This window comes from Pseudomonas sp. SLFW, from assembly GCF_009905615.1.
Lineage (GTDB): Bacteria > Pseudomonadota > Gammaproteobacteria > Pseudomonadales > Pseudomonadaceae > Aquipseudomonas > Aquipseudomonas bambusae.
Genome location: NZ_JAAAKW010000001.1, coordinates 251,828 through 268,913, shown reverse-complemented (window position 1 = coordinate 268,913; position 17,086 = coordinate 251,828). Strand labels below are relative to the sequence as shown.

The 17,086-nt window shown below is 60.4% G+C and carries 15 protein-coding genes; 4 read left to right on the top strand and 11 right to left on the bottom strand.

Annotation, left to right across the window (positions count from 1 at the left end; genetic code table 11):
- Positions 1-78: 78 nt before the first annotated feature.
- Positions 79-2,115, bottom strand: coding sequence for an NADH:flavin oxidoreductase (locus GVN17_RS01060; RefSeq protein WP_166593373.1), 2,037 nt, complete (start codon positions 2,113-2,115; stop codon positions 79-81).
- Between the two features lie 219 nt (positions 2,116-2,334).
- Here GVN17_RS01060 and GVN17_RS01055 point away from each other — a divergent pair, with 219 nt between their 5' ends.
- Positions 2,335-3,237, top strand: coding sequence for a glycine betaine ABC transporter substrate-binding protein (locus GVN17_RS01055; protein WP_166593372.1), 903 nt, complete (start codon positions 2,335-2,337; stop codon positions 3,235-3,237).
- A 120-nt stretch (positions 3,238-3,357) separates the two neighbouring features.
- Here GVN17_RS01055 and GVN17_RS01050 read toward each other — a convergent pair whose 3' ends face one another.
- From GVN17_RS01050 to minC, 7 genes are all read right to left on the bottom strand, one after another.
- Entirely contained in the window at positions 3,358-5,544 is a 2,187-nt protein-coding gene (locus tag GVN17_RS01050; protein WP_371928463.1) for a mechanosensitive ion channel family protein, read from the bottom strand.
- Positions 5,545-5,795: 251 nt separating this feature from the next.
- The gene (locus tag GVN17_RS01045; RefSeq protein ID WP_166593371.1) at positions 5,796-6,008 is read right to left on the bottom strand and encodes a hypothetical protein; all 213 of its coding nucleotides are present in this window, start codon (positions 6,006-6,008) and stop codon (positions 5,796-5,798) included.
- 208 nt (positions 6,009-6,216) lie between these two features.
- A complete protein-coding gene (locus tag GVN17_RS01040; protein WP_166593370.1) occupies positions 6,217-7,506 on the bottom strand; it encodes a M18 family aminopeptidase in 1,290 nt (429 codons plus the stop codon).
- 302 nt (positions 7,507-7,808) lie between these two features.
- Positions 7,809-8,444 (bottom strand): RluA family pseudouridine synthase, encoded by a 636-nt coding sequence (locus GVN17_RS01035; RefSeq protein WP_166593369.1) that lies wholly within the window; start codon positions 8,442-8,444, stop codon positions 7,809-7,811.
- Between the two features lie 125 nt (positions 8,445-8,569).
- Positions 8,570-8,824, bottom strand: coding sequence for a cell division topological specificity factor MinE (gene minE / locus GVN17_RS01030; RefSeq protein ID WP_166593368.1), 255 nt, complete (start codon positions 8,822-8,824; stop codon positions 8,570-8,572).
- Positions 8,824-9,636, bottom strand: coding sequence for a septum site-determining protein MinD (gene minD, locus GVN17_RS01025; protein ID WP_062390343.1), 813 nt, complete (start codon positions 9,634-9,636; stop codon positions 8,824-8,826). Before minD ends, minE begins: the two co-directional genes overlap by 1 nt.
- Positions 9,637-9,831: 195 nt before the next feature.
- The gene (minC, locus tag GVN17_RS01020) at positions 9,832-10,578 is read right to left on the bottom strand and encodes a septum site-determining protein MinC (protein WP_166593367.1); all 747 of its coding nucleotides are present in this window, start codon (positions 10,576-10,578) and stop codon (positions 9,832-9,834) included.
- 145 nt (positions 10,579-10,723) lie between these two features.
- On the opposite strand from minC, the gene GVN17_RS01015 reads away from it, so the two are divergent.
- On the top strand, positions 10,724-11,656 hold the full coding sequence (locus GVN17_RS01015) for a lipid A biosynthesis lauroyl acyltransferase (RefSeq protein WP_166593366.1): 933 nt from the start codon (positions 10,724-10,726) through the stop codon (positions 11,654-11,656).
- 19 nt (positions 11,657-11,675) lie between these two features.
- Positions 11,676-12,911, top strand: a complete 1,236-nt coding sequence (locus GVN17_RS01010; RefSeq protein ID WP_166593365.1) for a patatin-like phospholipase family protein — start codon at positions 11,676-11,678, stop codon at positions 12,909-12,911.
- 175 nt (positions 12,912-13,086) lie between these two features.
- Here the strand turns inward: GVN17_RS01010 and GVN17_RS01005 are convergent, their stop codons facing one another.
- From GVN17_RS01005 to GVN17_RS00995, 3 genes are all read right to left on the bottom strand, one after another.
- Positions 13,087-13,941, bottom strand: a complete 855-nt coding sequence (locus GVN17_RS01005) for a pirin family protein (RefSeq protein ID WP_166593364.1) — start codon at positions 13,939-13,941, stop codon at positions 13,087-13,089.
- 272 nt (positions 13,942-14,213) lie between these two features.
- The gene (locus GVN17_RS01000) at positions 14,214-15,017 is read right to left on the bottom strand and encodes a VacJ family lipoprotein (RefSeq protein WP_166593363.1); all 804 of its coding nucleotides are present in this window, start codon (positions 15,015-15,017) and stop codon (positions 14,214-14,216) included.
- Positions 15,010-16,308 carry a serine/threonine protein kinase gene (locus tag GVN17_RS00995; RefSeq protein ID WP_166593362.1) on the bottom strand — a complete coding sequence of 433 codons (1,299 nt, stop codon included), beginning with the start codon at positions 16,306-16,308 and terminating at the stop codon, positions 15,010-15,012. The genes GVN17_RS01000 and GVN17_RS00995 overlap by 8 nt, the downstream gene beginning before the upstream one ends.
- Positions 16,309-16,547: 239 nt before the next feature.
- Between GVN17_RS00995 and GVN17_RS00990 the strand changes: the two genes are divergently transcribed.
- Positions 16,548-16,916: a hypothetical protein gene (locus GVN17_RS00990; RefSeq protein WP_166593361.1), complete on the top strand. Its 369-nt coding sequence runs from the start codon at positions 16,548-16,550 to the stop codon at positions 16,914-16,916.
- Positions 16,917-17,086 lie beyond the last annotated feature (170 nt).

Below are 17,086 nucleotides of genomic sequence, written 5' to 3'. Positions count from 1 at the left end.
CTCCCACAGGTCTGGCGTCTCCCACAGGACCTGCGGCGTACCGAGACCCTGTGTTCAGCGCTGCAATCTGTGCCGGATCTACAAATCCTTCACCAACCGCAACGCATCGTAAATCGCCGCATGGGTGTTGCGCGCCGCCACCGCATCGCCAATCCGGAACAGCTGGAAACGTCCTTCAGGGTTGGTCACCAGATTCTGCGCCTTGCCCGCGATCAAATCGTGCTGTTCCACCGCGCCCTGGTTGCTGGACAGCGGGCGCAGTTCGAAATACAGCTCGTCCATCGGCAGGGTGCCGTGGTTGATCACCACTTGGTCGACAATGCGCTCTTTGTTGACCTTCCCGTAGTCGCTGCCGAAGATCGCGGCGAGTTTGCCGTCGCGACGTTGCACGGCTTCCACGCGATAAGTCACGGTGAACACCACGTCCAGGTCTTGCAGGCTGCGCATGTAGGGCACCAGGTTCATGGCCATGACTTCCGGCGAGAACGAGCGGTCCGGCGTCACGACTTCCAGACGCGCTCCGCTCTGGGCGATCACTTCGGCAGCCTGCAATGCGGCATGGTCGCCCGCGTCGTCAAAAATCAGCACGTTCTTGCCCGGCTTGGCGTCACCGGAAATGATGTCCCAGGCCGAGACCACCAGTTCGTTGCCCTCTTTCAACACTTCGGTGTCGGGCAGGCCGCCGGTGGCGACGATCACCACGTCCGGCTCCAGGTCCAAGACTGTTTGCCCTTCGGCCCAGGTATTGAACTGGAATTTCACCCCCAGCCGCTCGCACTGCGCCATGCGCCAGTCAATGATGCTGATCATCTCGCGACGACGTTCGCTGAGTGAGGTCAGGCGAATCTGCCCGCCCGGTTGATCCGCTGCTTCCAGCACCGTCACGTCATGCCCGCGTTCGCCCGCGACCCGCGCCGCTTCCAGCCCGCCGGGGCCTGCGCCGATGACCACGACCTTGCGTTTCACCGCAGCCTTGGGAACCTCGTGGGGCATGGTGGTTTCGCGCCCGGTGGCCGCGTTGTGGATGCAGTACGCCGCGCCGCCCTGGTAGATGCGGTCCAGGCAGTAGTTGGCGCCGACGCAGGGACGAATCTCTTCTTCGCGCTTCTCGATGATCTTGCGCACGATGTGCGGGTCGGTCATGTGCGCGCGGGTCATGCCCACCATGTCGATCTTGCCCGAGGCGATGGCGTGGCGGGCGGTGGCGACGTCGGGAATCTTCGCGGCGTGAAAGGTCGGGAAGCCCGTGGCCGCACGAATCTCGCCCGCGAAATCCAGGTGCGGAGAGTTGCGCATGCCTTGAATCGGGATCACGTCGGTCAGCCCGGCGTCGGTGTCGATGTGGCCTTTGACCACGTTGAGGAAGTCCACCAGGCCGCTGTCTTTCAAGCGTTTCGAAATCTCGATGCCGTCCGCCGCGCCGAACCCGCCGGGCAAATCTTCGTCACCGGTGTAACGCACGCCGAGCAGGAAGTCTTCGCCGCATTGCTTGCGAATGCCACGCAGGATGTCGAAGGTGAAACGCAGGCGGTTATCCAACGAACCGCCGTAGTCGCCGTCCAGGTCGTTGGTCAGTGGCGACCAGAACTGGTCCATCAAGTGACCGTAGGCCTGAAGCTCAAGGCCGTCCATGCCGGCCGCTTTCATGCGTTCGGCGGCGTCGACGTAATCCTTGATGATCCGCTGAATGTCCCAGTCCTCCAGCTTCTTGGGGAAGGAGCGGTGCGAGGCTTCGCGACGATGGGAGGGCGACACCACTGGCAGCCAGTCGGCCTTGTCCCAGCGGGTACGCCTCCCGAGGTGGGTCAACTGGATCATGACCGCCGCGCCGTGTTCGTGGCATTCGTCGGTCAGGTCTTTCAGCCAGCCCACCACCTCGTCCTTGTACGCCAGCACGTTGTTGAACACCGGCGGGCTGTCGCGGGACACCGCCGCCGACCCTGCGGTCATGGTCAGCGCTACACCGGCCTTGGCCCGCTCCACGTGGTAAGCGCGGTACAAATCCTTGGGCATGCCATCCACCGGATACGCCGGTTCGTGGGAGGTGGTGATGATGCGGTTGCGCAGGGTGAGGTTCTTGATTTTATAGGGCTGCAGCAGAGGATCGCTGGACATGGTGGTGCGCTCCTGGAGGGGAACATCAGGCTAGGTTTGACGCGAAAGTATGTGAAATGTACACAGGTGTCAATCGATGCGGACGCTGGTGTACATTTCGCTTGCTACCCCACGCAATGTGTGGATAAGATCGGCGCAACAGCTGGCCGAAGACTGGCGCGATTCACTCACTTCACTGCCACACCCAGTAACACCCATACACAACAGGGGAGATGCACGATGGTTGCTTATTCGCCGTATAAGAAAAAAAGTATTGGTTGGTTAGCAGGGGTCGCCTTGACGACTGTGAGTCTGTTCAGCCACGCCGCCGATCAACCGCCGGTGCGCATCGGCTGGGTCAACTGGTCGGACACCGAGATCACCGTCAAGCTGGCCACGCTGGTGCTGGAAGACCAGCTCAAGCAGCCGGTGAAACTGGTCATGGCCGACATCGGCATCCAGTTTCAGGCCATGGCCAACGGCAACATCGACATGATTCCGATGGTCTGGCTGCCGGGCACGCACAAGGCGTTCTACGACAAGTACAAGGACAAGATCGAAGACTTGGGCGTGCTGTATGAAGGACGGATCGGCATGGCGGTGCCGGACATCGTTCCGGCCAGCGAAGTCTCCAGCCTCGCGGACCTGAACAAACCGGGGATCGCGGCGAAATTCGACGGCAAGATCCTGACCTCCGAAGTCGGCAACGGCCAGTACAAGCTCACCGAGAAGGTGCTCAACGATAAGAAAATCGTCGGCTACAAGATGGTGGCGTCCTCGGAAACCGGCATGTTGAGCGAGCTGGACCGCAATCTCAAACGCGGCAAGTGGTCACTGGTCAACGCCTGGAGCCCGCACTGGATGTTCTCCAAATACCCGCTGCGTTATCTGGATGACCCTGAGCACCTGTTTGGCGGTGCTGAGCAGATCCACGCTTTTGCCCGCAAGGGATTCAGCGATCAATACCCGAAAGTGGCGCAATTCTTCGCCCACTATTCGATCCCCAAGGACGACCTGCAAAAGATGATGCTGGAAGCGCGTGCCAGCTCGGCCGAGAAGGTCACCGCCGATTACTACGCGGCCAACAAACAGCGCTTTGCGGCGATGTTCAAGGACAACACCGCAGCGTCGATTACGCCTTGATCTGAAGCTCAACAACAAACACGAAACCCCTGCAGCAGTCCGACTTGTCGGCGGCAGCGACCACACGGATGTCGCTGGCGAGCCGGACTGCTACAGGGGTTTCGTGTCTTTCATGCGAGTTCAACCCGCCGTTTCATCCTTCTTCCCGCGAACCCCGCTCACGCTCCCACCACTGGTGTTCACCTGCACATTCAGGCGCGGCGTCGCGAGGTCCATGCCCGCTTCATCGAGGTAACGTTTCAGCGACAGGTTGAACGCCCGCGACACTTCCCATTGCTTGATCGGTGCGGTCTTGAAGCGCGCGCGGAGGATGGCGTTGCCGGACTCGAAACTCTCCACCCCCTGAATCTCCAGCGGCGACCAGATGTTGCGGCGTTGCAGCGGGTCGGTGCGCATTTTCTGGCCCACGTCGCGAATCATCTTCAGCGCATCATCGATGTTCATGTTCGACGGAATCGCGATGCGAAAGATCGCGTAGCCGAATTCCCGCGAGTAGTTCTGGATGCTCTTGATCTCGCTGAACGGGATCGTGTGAACGATGCCGTCGATGTCACGCAGGCGCACGGTGCGAATGGTCAGCCCTTCGACGGTGCCCAAATGCCCGCCGACGTCCACGTAATCGTCGATGGCAAGGGAGTCCTCGATGATGATGAACAGCCCGGTGATCAAGTCCGCCACCAGCGACTGCGCACCGAAACCGATGGCCAGACCGATCACACCCGCACCGGCCAGCAGCGGCGTGACGTTCATCCCCATGTTCGCCAGTGCGACGATCACCGCAATGATGAAAATGGTCACGAACAGCACGTTACGGATCAGCGGCATCATCGTCTGCGCACGGGCGTTGGCCAGGCCTTTGCGCGAGCGGGTGAGGGCGTGATGAATCGCGGTGTCGGCGAGAATCCAGATCAGCCAGGCGAAGATCAGCGTGGTCGCCAGGCCGATGATGCGCACGCTGATGTCGTGGCCGTCGCCTTCGGAAAAACGGATCAGCGACAGGCCCCAGACCCGCAGCCCCAACTCGATGAACACCAGCCAGACCACCAGATGCGCCACGGTATAACCGAAGCTTTTCAGGCGGTCCGAATACAGCGCATGGCGTCGATGACCGTGGGCCGGTTTTTGCGAATGGCGACGCACCAGGCCGTTGATGACCATGCACAACACCAGCAACACGGTACAGATCAGCGACTGGCGCAGCGCGGTGCTGGTGTCGCCCGCCGAGAAGAACGTGGCGAACAGCGACACGCCCACCAGCACCAGCGCAGGCAAGTACCAGAAGCTGCCGAGGATTTCGATGGTGTCGCTCAGGGCGCGGCGTTTCAAGCGGCGGGACAGCGGCTGATTGCGGATCAAATGCGCGATGGGCCGACGGAAGCGGACGATGAACAGCCCCGTGGAAATCGCCGCCATGACGTTGGCCAGGGTCGCGGTGGTGTGCGCCAGATGGGCACCGAGGCTGGCCACCAATCGCGGGTCGCTCAGCGCTTCACCGAAGGCGGCAAAACTGCCGATCCACCACAGCGGCCGAAACGCCTGATGCCGCAGGATGTACAGCGCCTGATGCCGGTGAGGGCCGTCGAGCAGTGAGAAGGCAATCACGCAGATCGCCGAAAACAGCGTGCCGACAACAAGCGCATACGCCAAGACCATCGCCAGATCGCGGCCTAGGGAAGGCGGCAGGGAATAGCTCAAGTAAACCGTGATGACCAACGCAATCAGCCATGGCCCCAGTTTGCGTAGGGCGAAGCGCAGCATGTCGGTCGGACGCGGGTGTTGCGGCAGTTCTTCCGACAGCCCGAAGCGCACCCGCACTCGATGGCTCAGCCAGATCAGCGCGGCGGCCAGCAAGCTCCACAGCGCAATCACCAGGGCGAAGCTGAACATGATCGGCCACCATTGATTGGCGGGCAGCAGCAGGTCCATCAGCTCTTGCTCGGCCAGCGACACCTCGTCGCCCCAGCGACTGAGCGGGCTGTCATCGCCAGTGAACTGCTTCTCGAAATCGTGAAGCGTGCTCCCGATCAGCCCCAGCACGCCTTGCTCGGCAGTGGGTTGGGCTTTCTTCGTCGCGTCGCGAAGCTTCTTCAGATCGTCCAGCAATTTGCTGCGTTGCTGATCGTTTTCCAGCGAGGTGATGACCTCGTCGAGGGACTGGCCCAAGGGTTCCTGGGCTTGAGGTTGGGCTTTTTGGCCACCGAGCAGGCTGGGCAATCCGGCTGCCTGAGTGAGCGCGGCGGGGAACAGCGCCAGCAGACAGATCAGCAGCAGGCGCGACAGGAAGAGTAGGCGGGCAGGCGCAATCACCAGACAATGAACCTCGAATCAACAGGCACCTGATGCGACTGAATTGAAGTCAGCCGTGCGTACAGGCAAGACCCGCGATTTTACGAGCGGCACTCAATGTTGGCGAGAATCATTTTCTGTCATGGTTCAGATCAGGCGACTCCCGTAGCAGCATGGATTGACTGCGGTGGCGGTGTTGAGTTTGCTGACGCCAGCAAACCGCGCTGCTACAGAGAGCAAGTTAGATTGCGCAGTTCATTCTCCAGCGCTTGTTACAACAGCCCCTTAAGGCCCGCTGATGTTGTATTGCTCATTGCTTCCAACGGAGTAGAGGCTTGGGCTAATGACGGTTCACTGCTACCAGCCTTTAGAGACTCAAGAGTGCTTGTGATATCTGCCAGTTCTTGCTGCAAGAGAGGGATTTGTTGCTCAAGCTCGGTTTGTCTATCCGTTAATGTTTTTACTTCAGCTGCGGAGATATCCATGGTTTGCCTCACTGTCCAAGTGAATCAATGAAGTTTCATGATCGGCAGGAGGCAAGCCAGGTGCAACGAATATTCCCGGACGGGGAAGACCGAGTTGCGATAGGCGTAATAGCGACCGGTTATCTAAATTGGCAAGGGTTCTTAAGCGCCTCAATGTTCTGTGGGCGGCCGCTCTGCTGCGAGCCGGACCCACAGATGAGAGCAACGCTTACGGCAACTCGGCACTCGCATAAAACGCGGTCAGCACTTTGACCAGGTGCGCCAGGTCCTGACTGCCTGCCAGCTCACGGATCGAGTGCATGGCGAACGTCGGCAGGCCGATGTCGACGGTGCGCACGCCCAGATGCCCGGCGGTGATCGGGCCGATGGTCGAGCCACAGGCCATGTCGCTGCGCACCACGAAGCTCTGCACCGGAACTTCCTCGGCCATGCACAGATGGCGGAAGAAACCGGCGGTTTCGCTGTTGGTCGCGTAGCGCTGGTTGCTGTTGACCTTGATCACAGGGCCGGCGTTGAGTTTCGGGCCGTGGTTGCCGTCGTGCTTGTCAGCGTAGTTCGGGTGCACGCCGTGGGCGTTGTCGGCGGAAATCAGCAGCGACTTCTGCACCGTGCGCACATAGTCGTCGCCTTCTGGCAGCAGACGTTGCAGCACTTGTTCCAGCATCGGGCCGTCGGCGCCGCACGCGGAGGTCGAGCCGACCTCTTCGTGGTCGGTGCAGATCAGCACGCAGGTCTCTTCGCCATCGGCATTGAGCAGCGCTTGCAGGCCAGCGAAGCACGACAGCAGGTTGTCCAGCCGCGCACCGGCGATAAAATCGCCATTCAGGCCAATGACCGCCGCGCTTTGGGTGTCGTAAAAACTCAGCTCGTAATCGAGCACAACGTCGGCGTTCAGGCCGTGCTCGCGGGCGAGCTGGTCGGTCAGCAGGGCGCGGAAATCGGCGCGCTCGTCACCGGCCACTTGGGCGAGGATCGGTGGCAATTCGTTCTGCGGATTGATCTGCCAGCCTTCGTTGGCGGTGCGATTGAGGTGAATCGCCAGATTAGGGATGATCGCGATGGGCAGCTTGAAGTCGATCAGTTGGCTTTCGACCTTGCCGTCGCGACGGAACGTGACACGGCCCGCGAGTGACAGGTCACGGTCGAACCACGGGGCCAACAGCGCACCGCCGTAGACCTCGACGCCCAACTGCCAGAAACCCTGACGCTGCAACTCGGGTTGGGGTTTGACCCGCAGGCAGGGGCTGTCGGTGTGAGCGCCCACGAGGCGAATGCCACCGATCAGAGGCGACAGGCGACCCAGCTTGAAGGCGACGAGGGAAGAGTCGTTACGGGTGACGTAGTAGCGGCCACCGGTTTCGGTGTGCCAAGGCTCGCGTTCGTCGAGGCGCTGATAACCGGCGCCTTCGAGACGTTGCACCAGACTGGCGGTGGCGTGAAACGGGGTGGGAGAGGCCTTGAGAAAATCGATCAGGCCTTGGTTCAACTCTTCGCGCATAAGTTACTCCAGACAGCAATGGCGGGAGTTTACAGGCGTATGCGGGCCGGGGCGAGATGGTTGGCTCTAGACGCTTACTTTGACGCCCTTCGGGGCCTGATCGCGAGCAAGCTCACTCCTACATCTTTTGCAACGCGCCGCATCTGCTGGACCGGGCGTGTGGCCTTGGTGCCAGGCTCTCAAGGCTTACAACTCGGTCTGTCAGGCTATGGCGCGTTTAAGCAAATGTAGGAGTGAGCTTGCTCGCGATCAGGCCCGAAGGGCGTCAGAGTAACAATCTCAAGCCAGCAGATTCCAGCCCCTCAAAACGGCGCCACACACTCGAACCGCATGCGCTCTTTCGTCACCGGATGGGTAAACGTCAACATGCTCGCGTGCAGGCACAACCGCGGGTACGCCGCCAATGCCTCGGGATGTGCATACAACCCATCCCCCAACAACGGATGCCCAATCGATAACATATGCACGCGCAACTGATGAGACCGACCGGTAATCGGTGTCAGCTCCACTCGGCAGTGTGTGTCATAGCGCTCCAGGACCTTCCAGAACGTCAGCGCATGTTTGCCGAGTTCGTGATCGACCACATGTCGAGGTTTGGTCGGCGGGTCGTAGCGCAACGGCAGGTCGATGCTGCCGCTGTCCAGCGCCGGTTGGCCCCACGCCAGTGCCGTGTAGGCCTTTTCGGTTTCGCGGTCGTGAAACTGCCGCGACAACTCCCGATGGGCGTCCGCATCGCGGGCCAGCAGAATGATCCCGGACGTTTCCCAGTCCAGACGATGGACAATGCGCGCTTCGGGGTAGCCGTTTTCCTGCAGGCGCGTAATCAGGCAGTCCTTGTTGTCGTCCGCACGACCAGGGACCGACAGCAGCAGGGTAGGCTTGTTCACCACCAGAACGGCATCGTCCTGATGGAGAATGTGGACATTGGACAGCGGCATCGAACAGCCTCGTAGCACTCTCAGAGCAAAAATCGGTGTGTTTACAAACGCCAACGGCGGCTCGCTCACCGCAATCCCGCGAAGGGATCAGGGCAACCGAGCCGCCGTGGCGACCGCCTGTTCGATCAACGATCAGGCAGGGTGATGTTGAGCTCCAGAATCGAGTAGCTGCCCTCGTTGTCGAGCGCAACCTGCACTTTGTCGTCCTCGATCTGGACGTATTTACGGATCACTTCCACCAGCTCTTTCTGCAGAGCGGGCAGGTAGTCCGGGGTACTGCGTTGGCCGCGTTCATGCGCCACGATGATCTGTAGACGCTCTTTCGCGACCGATGCGGTACTGGGCTTTTTGTTGGCACGAAAGAAGTCAAAAATGTTCATTAGTTACCCCCGAACAGGCGTTCGAAAAATCCTTTTTTCTGTACGTCCAGGAAGCGGTGCTCGCGGTCTTTGCCCAACAGGCGGTCGACAGCATCGCTGTACGCCTGACCGGCATCACTCTGGTCATCGAGGATGACAGGCACGCCCTGGTTGGAAGCCTTGAGTACAGCCTGGGATTCAGGAATCACGCCGAGCAGGGTGACGGCCAGGATTTCCTTGACGTCTTCCACGCCCAGCATTTCGCCTTTGCTCACGCGCTCAGGGTTGTAGCGGGTCAGGAGCAGGTGTTCCTTGATCGGGTCTTCGTTGCGCTCGGCACGGCGCGATTTGCTGGCCAGCAGGCCCAGCATGCGGTCCGAGTCACGGACGGAGGACACTTCAGGGTTGGTCACGACGATCGCTTCGTCGGCGAAGTACATCGCCAGGTGAGCGCCCGTTTCGATACCGGCAGGGGAGTCGCAGACGATGTACTCGAAGGATTCCTTGAGTTCCATCAGGACCTTTTCCACGCCTTCTTTGGTCAGCGCTTCCTTGTCACGGGTCTGGCTGGCGGCCAGGACATAAAGACCTTCGATCTTCTTGTCCTTGATCAGCGCCTGTTGCAGGTTGGCTTCGCCATTGACCACGTTGACGAAGTCATACACGACGCGACGCTCGCAACCCATGATCAGGTCGAGGTTACGCAGACCGACGTCGAAGTCGACGATGACCGTTTTGTGGCCGCGCAATGCGAGACCGGTACCGATAGCGGCGCTGGTGGTGGTCTTGCCCACACCACCCTTGCCGGATGTAACCACGAGAATCTTGGCCAAGGTGTATCACCCCTAAAAGTAGGACGGCTAGTCCCTGAATAGCCCCTCATCACGCAGCGTTTTTCGAACAGAGAAAGAAACGAGCGTCTTGCGATGCTCATGTTTCGAGAAAACAAATGAATTTCCCGGATTTCCTTTCCCTTTGCATCGTTTTCGCGACGAATCAGAGTGGCTTTGAAAATGGCGCAGTATCCGTTAAAGACGGATGATGTTCAACACGTCACCGGACAGACTGACTTGTACCCCGGCCCCCCAGAGAGGGTCACGTCGCAGGTCTTCCGCAACCTTGTATTGCCCGGCGATGGAGACCAGTTCGGCCACCATTTGCTGGCAGAAAATCCGGGCCTTGGTGTCGCCCTTGATGCCTGCCAGTGCCCGGCCCCGCATCGGGCCATACACATGGATGTTGCCATCGGCGAGAAGTTCCGCACCGGGACTGACCGAGGAAATCACCACCAGGTCCGAACCTTGCGCGTAAATCTGCTGGCCGCCGCGCACAGGAGCCGTGATTATCTTGGTCGGCTTGATCAGAGGCTCCGGTGGTTTTTCCACCACTTCGGGCTTTTTCTTTATTTCACCTTCCGTCGGATCGAGGGGTCTTTCACGCGCGCCGGATGGCGGCAGGACCGGCAGGTCGATGGCAATGGCAGCGGCGATGTCTTCGATGCGGTTGGCGCGAATGGCCAGGGTGCGCAGGCCGTGATGGCGACAGATGCGCATCATCGCTTGCAGATCGACGGCGCCTTCGTTGGGGGGCAGCTTGTCCAGCGCCAGCACCAGCGGCGTATTGCTGAAGAAATTGGGCGCCTGAGCGACCTTGGCGGCCAGCTGACGATCCAGTGCTTCAAGGTTGTTACGGGCCAGTTCCAGCACGGTGATGGCCAGCATGCTGCCCTTCAGCTGGAACACGGGGTCCTTGTCTTGCAATTCGATTTGGCTCATGTCGGCATACAGCGGCTTGTCGCTAAAAGTGCCGAGACTTATAACGAGAACGCCCGCGAGTCGCAAGGGAGCCGCAACCGACGAAGCGTCACGGAAGTGCTCGAACCGATGTAGAATGCCCGCCTTTGTCCTGACGGAAGCTGTAATGGAACGCCCGCGTTTTCGAGCCCAATTTCTTCATCCCCGCTTCTGGCTCCTCTGGCTGGGGCTGGGAATGCTCTGGCTGGTGGTGCAGTTGCCGTTTCGGGCGCTGGTCGCTATAGGCCGGGCGCTGGGCGGGGTCATGTATTACTTCGCCACCGACCGTCGCATCATCGCGGCGCGCAACCTTGAACTGTGTTTTCCCCAGTTTTCGAAAGCCGAGCGCAAACGCCTGCTCAAGGAAAATTTCGCCTCCACCGGGATCGCCTTTTTCGAAATGGCCATGAGCTGGTGGTGGAGCCCGACGCGCCTTGCCAAGCTGGCGCACATCGAAGGGCTTGAACACCTCAAGCAGCCTCATGAGCAAGGGCAGGGCGTCATCCTCATGGCGCTGCACTTCACCACGCTGGAAGTCGGCGCAGCGTTGCTCGGTCAGCAGCACACCATCGACGGCATGTACCGCGAGCACAAGAACCCGGTGTTCGACTACGTGCAGCGCCGAGGCCGCGAGCGGCACAACCTGGATTCCATCGCCGTCGAGCGCGAAGACGTGCGCGGCATGATCAAGCAACTGCGCAAGGGCCGCGCGATCTGGTACGCGCCGGATCAGGACTACGGCGTCAAGCAGAGCCTGTTCGTGCCGCTGTTCGGCATTCAGGCCGCCACCGTACCGGCCACCAGCAAATTCGCCACCCTCGGCCGCGCCCTCGTGGTGCCGTTCACCCAAGAGCGTCTGGCGGACGGTAGCGGTTACAAGCTGGTGATCCACTCGGCGTTGACCGATTTTCCCGGCGAGAGCGACGAGGCCGATTGCCTGCGCATCAATCAATGGGTCGAGCGGGCCGTGACGGCCTGCCCCGAGCAGTATCTGTGGGCACACCGGCGGTTCAAGAGCAGGCCGCCCGGTGAGCCGAAGCTGTATAAAAAGCGGGGCTGATACCTAGGGCTGAGGTTTTATGACGACAAGCGCAGCAGAACAAAAAACAGTCAACAGCGCTTCAACGGTTCCGGTCGGTCGCGAGTCGATCACCGGGCTGATCCTTTCCGGCGGCGGCGCTCGGGCGGCCTATCAGGTGGGCGTGCTCGCAGGGATCGCCGACCTGCTGCCTGCGGGCGCGAAGAACCCGTTTCCGGTCATCGTCGGCACGTCTGCGGGCGCCATCAACGCGGTGAAACTCGCCAGCGGGGCTGCGCAATTTCGCACGGCTATTCATGAACTCACGGTCTTCTGGCAGAGCTTTCGCAGCCATCAGGTGTTGCGCAGCGATTGGTCCGGGGTGATTCGTCAGGCGACCCGGTTCTTCGGGCGAAGCCTGTTGGGGATCGGTCGCAAGCAGATCCCCGTGGCGTTGCTCAACAGCTCGCCGTTGAAAGATTTGCTGACCGAGCGCCTGAACCTCGAAGGCATTGATGAGGCCATCGAAGGTCGGCATTTGCGGGCCGTTGCGGTCACGGCGTTTGGCTACGAGTCGGGGCAGGCGGTCACGTTCTATCAGGGCAAAGGCACCATCGATTCCTGGCTGCGGCATCGGCGCGTCGGCGTGCCAACGCGGCTGACGGTCGATCATCTGCTGGCGAGTTCTGCGATTCCGCTGCTGTTCGCCCCGGTCAAACTCGAACACGAATATTTTGGCGATGGCGCGGTGCGGCAATCGGCGCCGATCAGCCCGGCGCTGCACCTGGGCGCCAATCGGGTGCTGGTGGTGGGCGTCAGCGGCAACCCTCGCGGACCGGGGGCGAACAAGCCCGTGCACCGGGTCGTGAGCGGCGCGCAGCCGAGTCTGGCGCAGATCAGCGGGCACATGCTCAACAGCACGTTCATTGACAGCCTGGAGAGCGACATCGAGTTGCTGGAGCGGCTGAATTTGCTGAGTCGCATGTTGCCCTCGCCACCCGAGCCGTCGCCGCAGGTGTCCGAACAGCCGACGCCGGTGCAGTCGCTGGCTCCGGTGGAGGTGCTGGTCATTTCCCCGAGCCAGCCCCTCGACGAAATCGCCGCCCGCCACCGTCGCGAACTGCCGCCTGCCCTGCGCACCTTTCTGCGCGGGCCCGGCGCGACCAAGACCAGCGGGGCAGGGGTATTGAGTTATCTGCTGTTCGAGTCGGGGTATTGCAGCGAATTGATCGAACTGGGCCGCCGCGATGCGATGGCCCAGAAAGAGGAGTTGATGCGGTTTTTGGGGATCGCGTGAAGCCGCATTTTTCCCTGTAGGAGCGTGGCTTGTCCCGCGATGGCCGGGCACCGGCCATGAAACCTGACGATTCAAATGCATCTGACCCGCCGAGTTGGCCAATATGGCTGCCGCTGCGCGTCAGATCGCGGGACAAGCCACGCTCCTACAGGGTCTGCATTTATCGGGCGATTGTTTATGCCGTCAACTTGTCATCCCGAAAATCCTGCAGAGCCTGTTCGATCTCTTCGCGGCTGTTCATCACAAATGGGCCGTATTGCACAATTGGCTCATTCAGTGGCTTGCCCGCGATCAGCAACACCTTCGCGCCGGTCGCTGAATTGAGCTGCACTTCGCCATTTTCTGACAACCGAGCCAGACGGCTCTGACCGAGCGTTTGCGCGCAACCGGCGATCTCGACTTCGCCTTCGTACACGTACAACAGCACCCGGTGGCCTTCAGGGACTTTCGGGCTGATTGATTTGCCGGCTGGAAGGTGGAAGTCGAAATACTGCGGTTCGGTGTCGGGCCGCTGCACCGCGCCTGCCTGCTGCACCTGGCCGTCGTCGAACTGACCGGCGATCACCACCACGTCCACCCCGTTCTGCGTGGTGATGCGCGGGATGCGTTCCGGCTGGATGTCTTCGTAACCGGCGTCGTCCATCTTCGATTTGCCCGGCAGGTTCAGCCACAGCTGGAAGCCGCGCATCATGCCTTCTTCTTGTTCCGGCATCTCGCTGTGGATCACGCCACGCGCAGCGGTCATCCATTGCACGCCGCCGCCTTGCAGCAGGCCGACGTTGCCCATGTGGTCTTCATGGCGCATGCGGCCTTCGAGCATGTAAGTCACGGTTTCGAAGCCGCGATGCGGATGGGGAGGGAAACCGGCGATGTAATCGTCAGCCTTGTCCGAGCCAAATTCGTCGAGCATCAGGAAGGGGTCGAACAGCTCGACGCCAAGGCCGCCGAAGACCCGCGTTAGCTTGACGCCCGCGCCGTCCGAGGTCGGTTGACCGGTCTGCATGGACAGCACTTTGCGAAATTGAGTCATGGGGCGCACTCCGGAAGAGGGTGGGAATGGCGCCTATGGTATGCCGGTTAAGGCGATGGATGGGTGACGTTTTTGCGAGGAATCGATCGGGTTGTTAGATGTTTCAAATGGCTCGACGCGGTCTCCTGTAGGAGCGAATTCATTCGCGAGACGTCGGTACAGCCGATAGATTTCTGTCGGTTGTACGGGCCTCTCGCGAATGAATTCGCTCCCACAGGGGCCATCCAGCGTGTCAGAGAGTGACGCGTTTCAGACCCCGCACAAGGCAATCATCACTCCTGAATCTGCAACTTCCGCGCTTCGGTGTACACGTAGCGCACTTTCTCGTACTCGAACGGCGAGTCCATCTGGCCGTAGCGGAAGCTGGTGGTGTAGCGGCGGTCAATCGCGCGCAGCAGGTACAGTTCCGGATGATCCTGACTCACCTGCGCCACGTTCAGGAAGTTGATCTGCGATTCGGCTGTGAAGTCGAACACCAGGCCGCCGGTGTCACGAAGGTTCGAAGGCCCGAGAATCGGCAGCACCAGGTACGGCCCTGCCGGAACGCCATAGAACCCCAGGGTCTGACCGAAGTCTTCGCTCTGTTTTGGCAGCCCCATCCAGGTTGCGGCGTCCCACAAGCCCGCGACACCAATGGTGGTGTTGATGATCAGACGGCCCGTGGTGTCCAGCGAGCGCTTGCCCTTGAACTGCAACAGGCTGTTCAGCAGGTTGGGGATGTCGCCCAGGTTGCTGAAAAAGTTGCTGACGCCGGTGCGCACGAAGCTTGGGGTGATGTATTTATAGCCGTCGACTACCGGCAGGAACACCCACTCATCGAAGCGATAGTTGAAGTGGTAGACCCGACGGTTCCACGACTCCAGCGGGTCGTAGACGTTGAGGGCGTTCAGCGACGAGCGCTCGAATTCCTGGGCGTCCAGACCGGGGTTGAATTTCAGCGACTTCAACGGCTCGGTGAAACCGTCCGGGTTCTCGATCCGCTGGACCGGCTGGGCCTGGGAGATGATCGGCGCATCAGCGGCATGAACAGCGCCTGCACAAAGCAGAGCGGCAGTGAGCAATAGACGTTTAGCCACGGAAAAACTCCAGCATGGCGTCGCTGTTGACGCGATAGTTCATGTTGCCGCAGTGACCGCCATACGGGTAAACGGTCAGGCGATCGCCAAAGGTCTTGCGCAGGAAACCGAGGTCGCCCGGGCCGAGGATCACGTCATCGGCGTTGTGCATCACGGAAATTTTCTTGCTGGTGCTCAGGTAATCCTTGAGCGCGTACAGGCTGACCTGATCCACCAGTTGCAGCAGGCTGCCGCCGTCTGTGCGGGCGCGCCACATCGGGATCACTTGCTCGGTCACGTAGCAGTCGAAGTCACATTGCAGCGCGCGCTTTAGGAACGGCGTGAGGCTGGTGCCTTCGCTGATCGGCGTCTTCGGCGGGGTGATCAGGCCGCGACGGTTGATCAGGTCGGAGGTGAACGCGATGTCGGCCGCCGAGAAGCGAAACGACGTGCCGATCAACATGGCCATCTGCTCGTTGGACAGGTGCTGCTTGGACTGCTGGAAGTCATAGAGCAGCGCATCGTTGAGGTCGATGTAGCCTTTTTCGCGGAAGTAACGGGTCAGCTTTTGCAGCACCAGTTCATAGAAGGTGGTGCTGTTGGTGATGCCCTTCACGTCGGTCTGGACCATTTTGTCCAGGTTGGTGATCGAGGTGTAGAGGTTCACCGGCGGGTTGATCAACAGCACTTTCTTGAAATTGAAGCTGCGGCGGGTCTCGTCCAGTTTGCTGACGAAGGCCGCATCCAGCGCGCCAAGGCTGTAGCCGCTGAGGTAATACTCGGTGACTTGCAGTTTGTTTTGCTGAGCGCGAACGGCCTGCATCACGCGGTACAGGTCTTCAGCGTCTTCAGACGTCACACCAGGCGTCGCGAATCGTGAGGCGGCGCTCATGAAGTCGTAGCTGGTGGGCGACGACAGCTGTACGACGTTATACCCGGCTCCGTAATACAGACGCTTGAGGTATTCGTTGAGGGTGCTGTTGTAGGGGGCGCCGGTGCCTGCGATCAAGAAGATCAGAGGCGCGGGATGGTCTTGCTTGGCGAGGCGGTAACGCAGTTTTTTCACGGCCCAGAAATTGTCGGGGAGGGTGAATTCACGATCCGGTCTCAGCGTCAGGCTGTAGTCGTCCTGATCGATGTCGGCGTCGTCTGGCACCTTCGCCCGCAAATCAGGAGGCGTCGTGGCGATGGTCGCTTCGAACGGGTTGGTCAGAGGGAAGCCATAGCTGGACGGATCGATGTCGACCGCCATCACGGACGCACTCAAGAACAAGCCGCCTGAAAGGGCGGCGAGGCGTAAAAAACGAAGCATGACTGGATCCCTTGGGAAAGAAGTGCTGTTGAGATACGCAGGCTATGACACGGGGGGCGTGCAAAAAGTGCCGTAGTGGCAATTTGCATTTAATCCCTCGCCAACCCGAACAAATCCTAGGCGACAATACACGTTCTGGCTCGAATGGCGTGTGAGGTTGTGCTTTTAATGTGGGGCGTTTCATGTCCCGGGTCGACTGCGGATATGCTGGGCGTCGTTTTCCTGCCTTGGGGTGTTCCGTGTCGCGTTGTTTCCCGCTGATCGTGTCGGTGTTTGCCTTGGTGCTGTGGCTGACGTTGAGTTATGGCCTGCGCTACGGACTGATGGAGGATGTGCAGTGGGTCGGGCAGTGTTCCGACGATGCGTTGCAGTGGCAATGCGTGGTGCGTTCGGACCTGGGATGGCTGATTCATTTCGGCGTGTTCGGCTGGGGTGCGCTGGTGACGGCGGTGATCGCGTTTTGCGTGCCGGGAAAGGTGGGGCGGGTGCTGGCGGGAATTGGATTGCTGCTGGGGATGCTGGCGTTGGTGTTGTATTCGGCGAGTCTGGCGGTGTTCGCGGTGGTGATTGCGGGGCTGCGGCTGGTGCGGGCAAACGAGCAGCCTTAGCCGAACGCGGAGACTGACATTGAGACGGACACGAAACCCTCATCCCCAAACCCCAGACAGCATAAAGGGGAGCCGGGGCTCCCCTTTAAATCGTTGCACGTGCTCTTTTTTTATTGTTTTAGGCCGGTCTGTTGTTGTTTTTGGCAACCGTTCCCTTTCCAGCGTCTTCA

What these genes read in the sequence shown, in the direction of transcription:
- GVN17_RS01060 (WP_166593373.1), bottom strand. Translation starts at nt 2,115, where the DNA reads ATGTCCAGCGATCCTCTGCTGCAGCCCTATAAAATCAAGAACCTCACC.
- GVN17_RS01055 (WP_166593372.1), top strand. Translation starts at nt 2,335, where the DNA reads ATGGTTGCTTATTCGCCGTATAAGAAAAAAAGTATTGGTTGGTTAGCA.
- GVN17_RS01045 (WP_166593371.1), bottom strand. Translation starts at nt 6,008, where the DNA reads ATGGATATCTCCGCAGCTGAAGTAAAAACATTAACGGATAGACAAACC.
- GVN17_RS01040 (WP_166593370.1), bottom strand. Translation starts at nt 7,506, where the DNA reads ATGCGCGAAGAGTTGAACCAAGGCCTGATCGATTTTCTCAAGGCCTCT.
- GVN17_RS01035 (WP_166593369.1), bottom strand. Translation starts at nt 8,444, where the DNA reads ATGCCGCTGTCCAATGTCCACATTCTCCATCAGGACGATGCCGTTCTG.
- minE (WP_166593368.1), bottom strand. Translation starts at nt 8,824, where the DNA reads ATGAACATTTTTGACTTCTTTCGTGCCAACAAAAAGCCCAGTACCGCA.
- minC (WP_166593367.1), bottom strand. Translation starts at nt 10,578, where the DNA reads ATGAGCCAAATCGAATTGCAAGACAAGGACCCCGTGTTCCAGCTGAAG.
- GVN17_RS01015 (WP_166593366.1), top strand. Translation starts at nt 10,724, where the DNA reads ATGGAACGCCCGCGTTTTCGAGCCCAATTTCTTCATCCCCGCTTCTGG.
- GVN17_RS01010 (WP_166593365.1), top strand. Translation starts at nt 11,676, where the DNA reads ATGACGACAAGCGCAGCAGAACAAAAAACAGTCAACAGCGCTTCAACG.
- GVN17_RS01005 (WP_166593364.1), bottom strand. Translation starts at nt 13,941, where the DNA reads ATGACTCAATTTCGCAAAGTGCTGTCCATGCAGACCGGTCAACCGACC.
- GVN17_RS00995 (WP_166593362.1), bottom strand. Translation starts at nt 16,308, where the DNA reads ATGCTTCGTTTTTTACGCCTCGCCGCCCTTTCAGGCGGCTTGTTCTTG.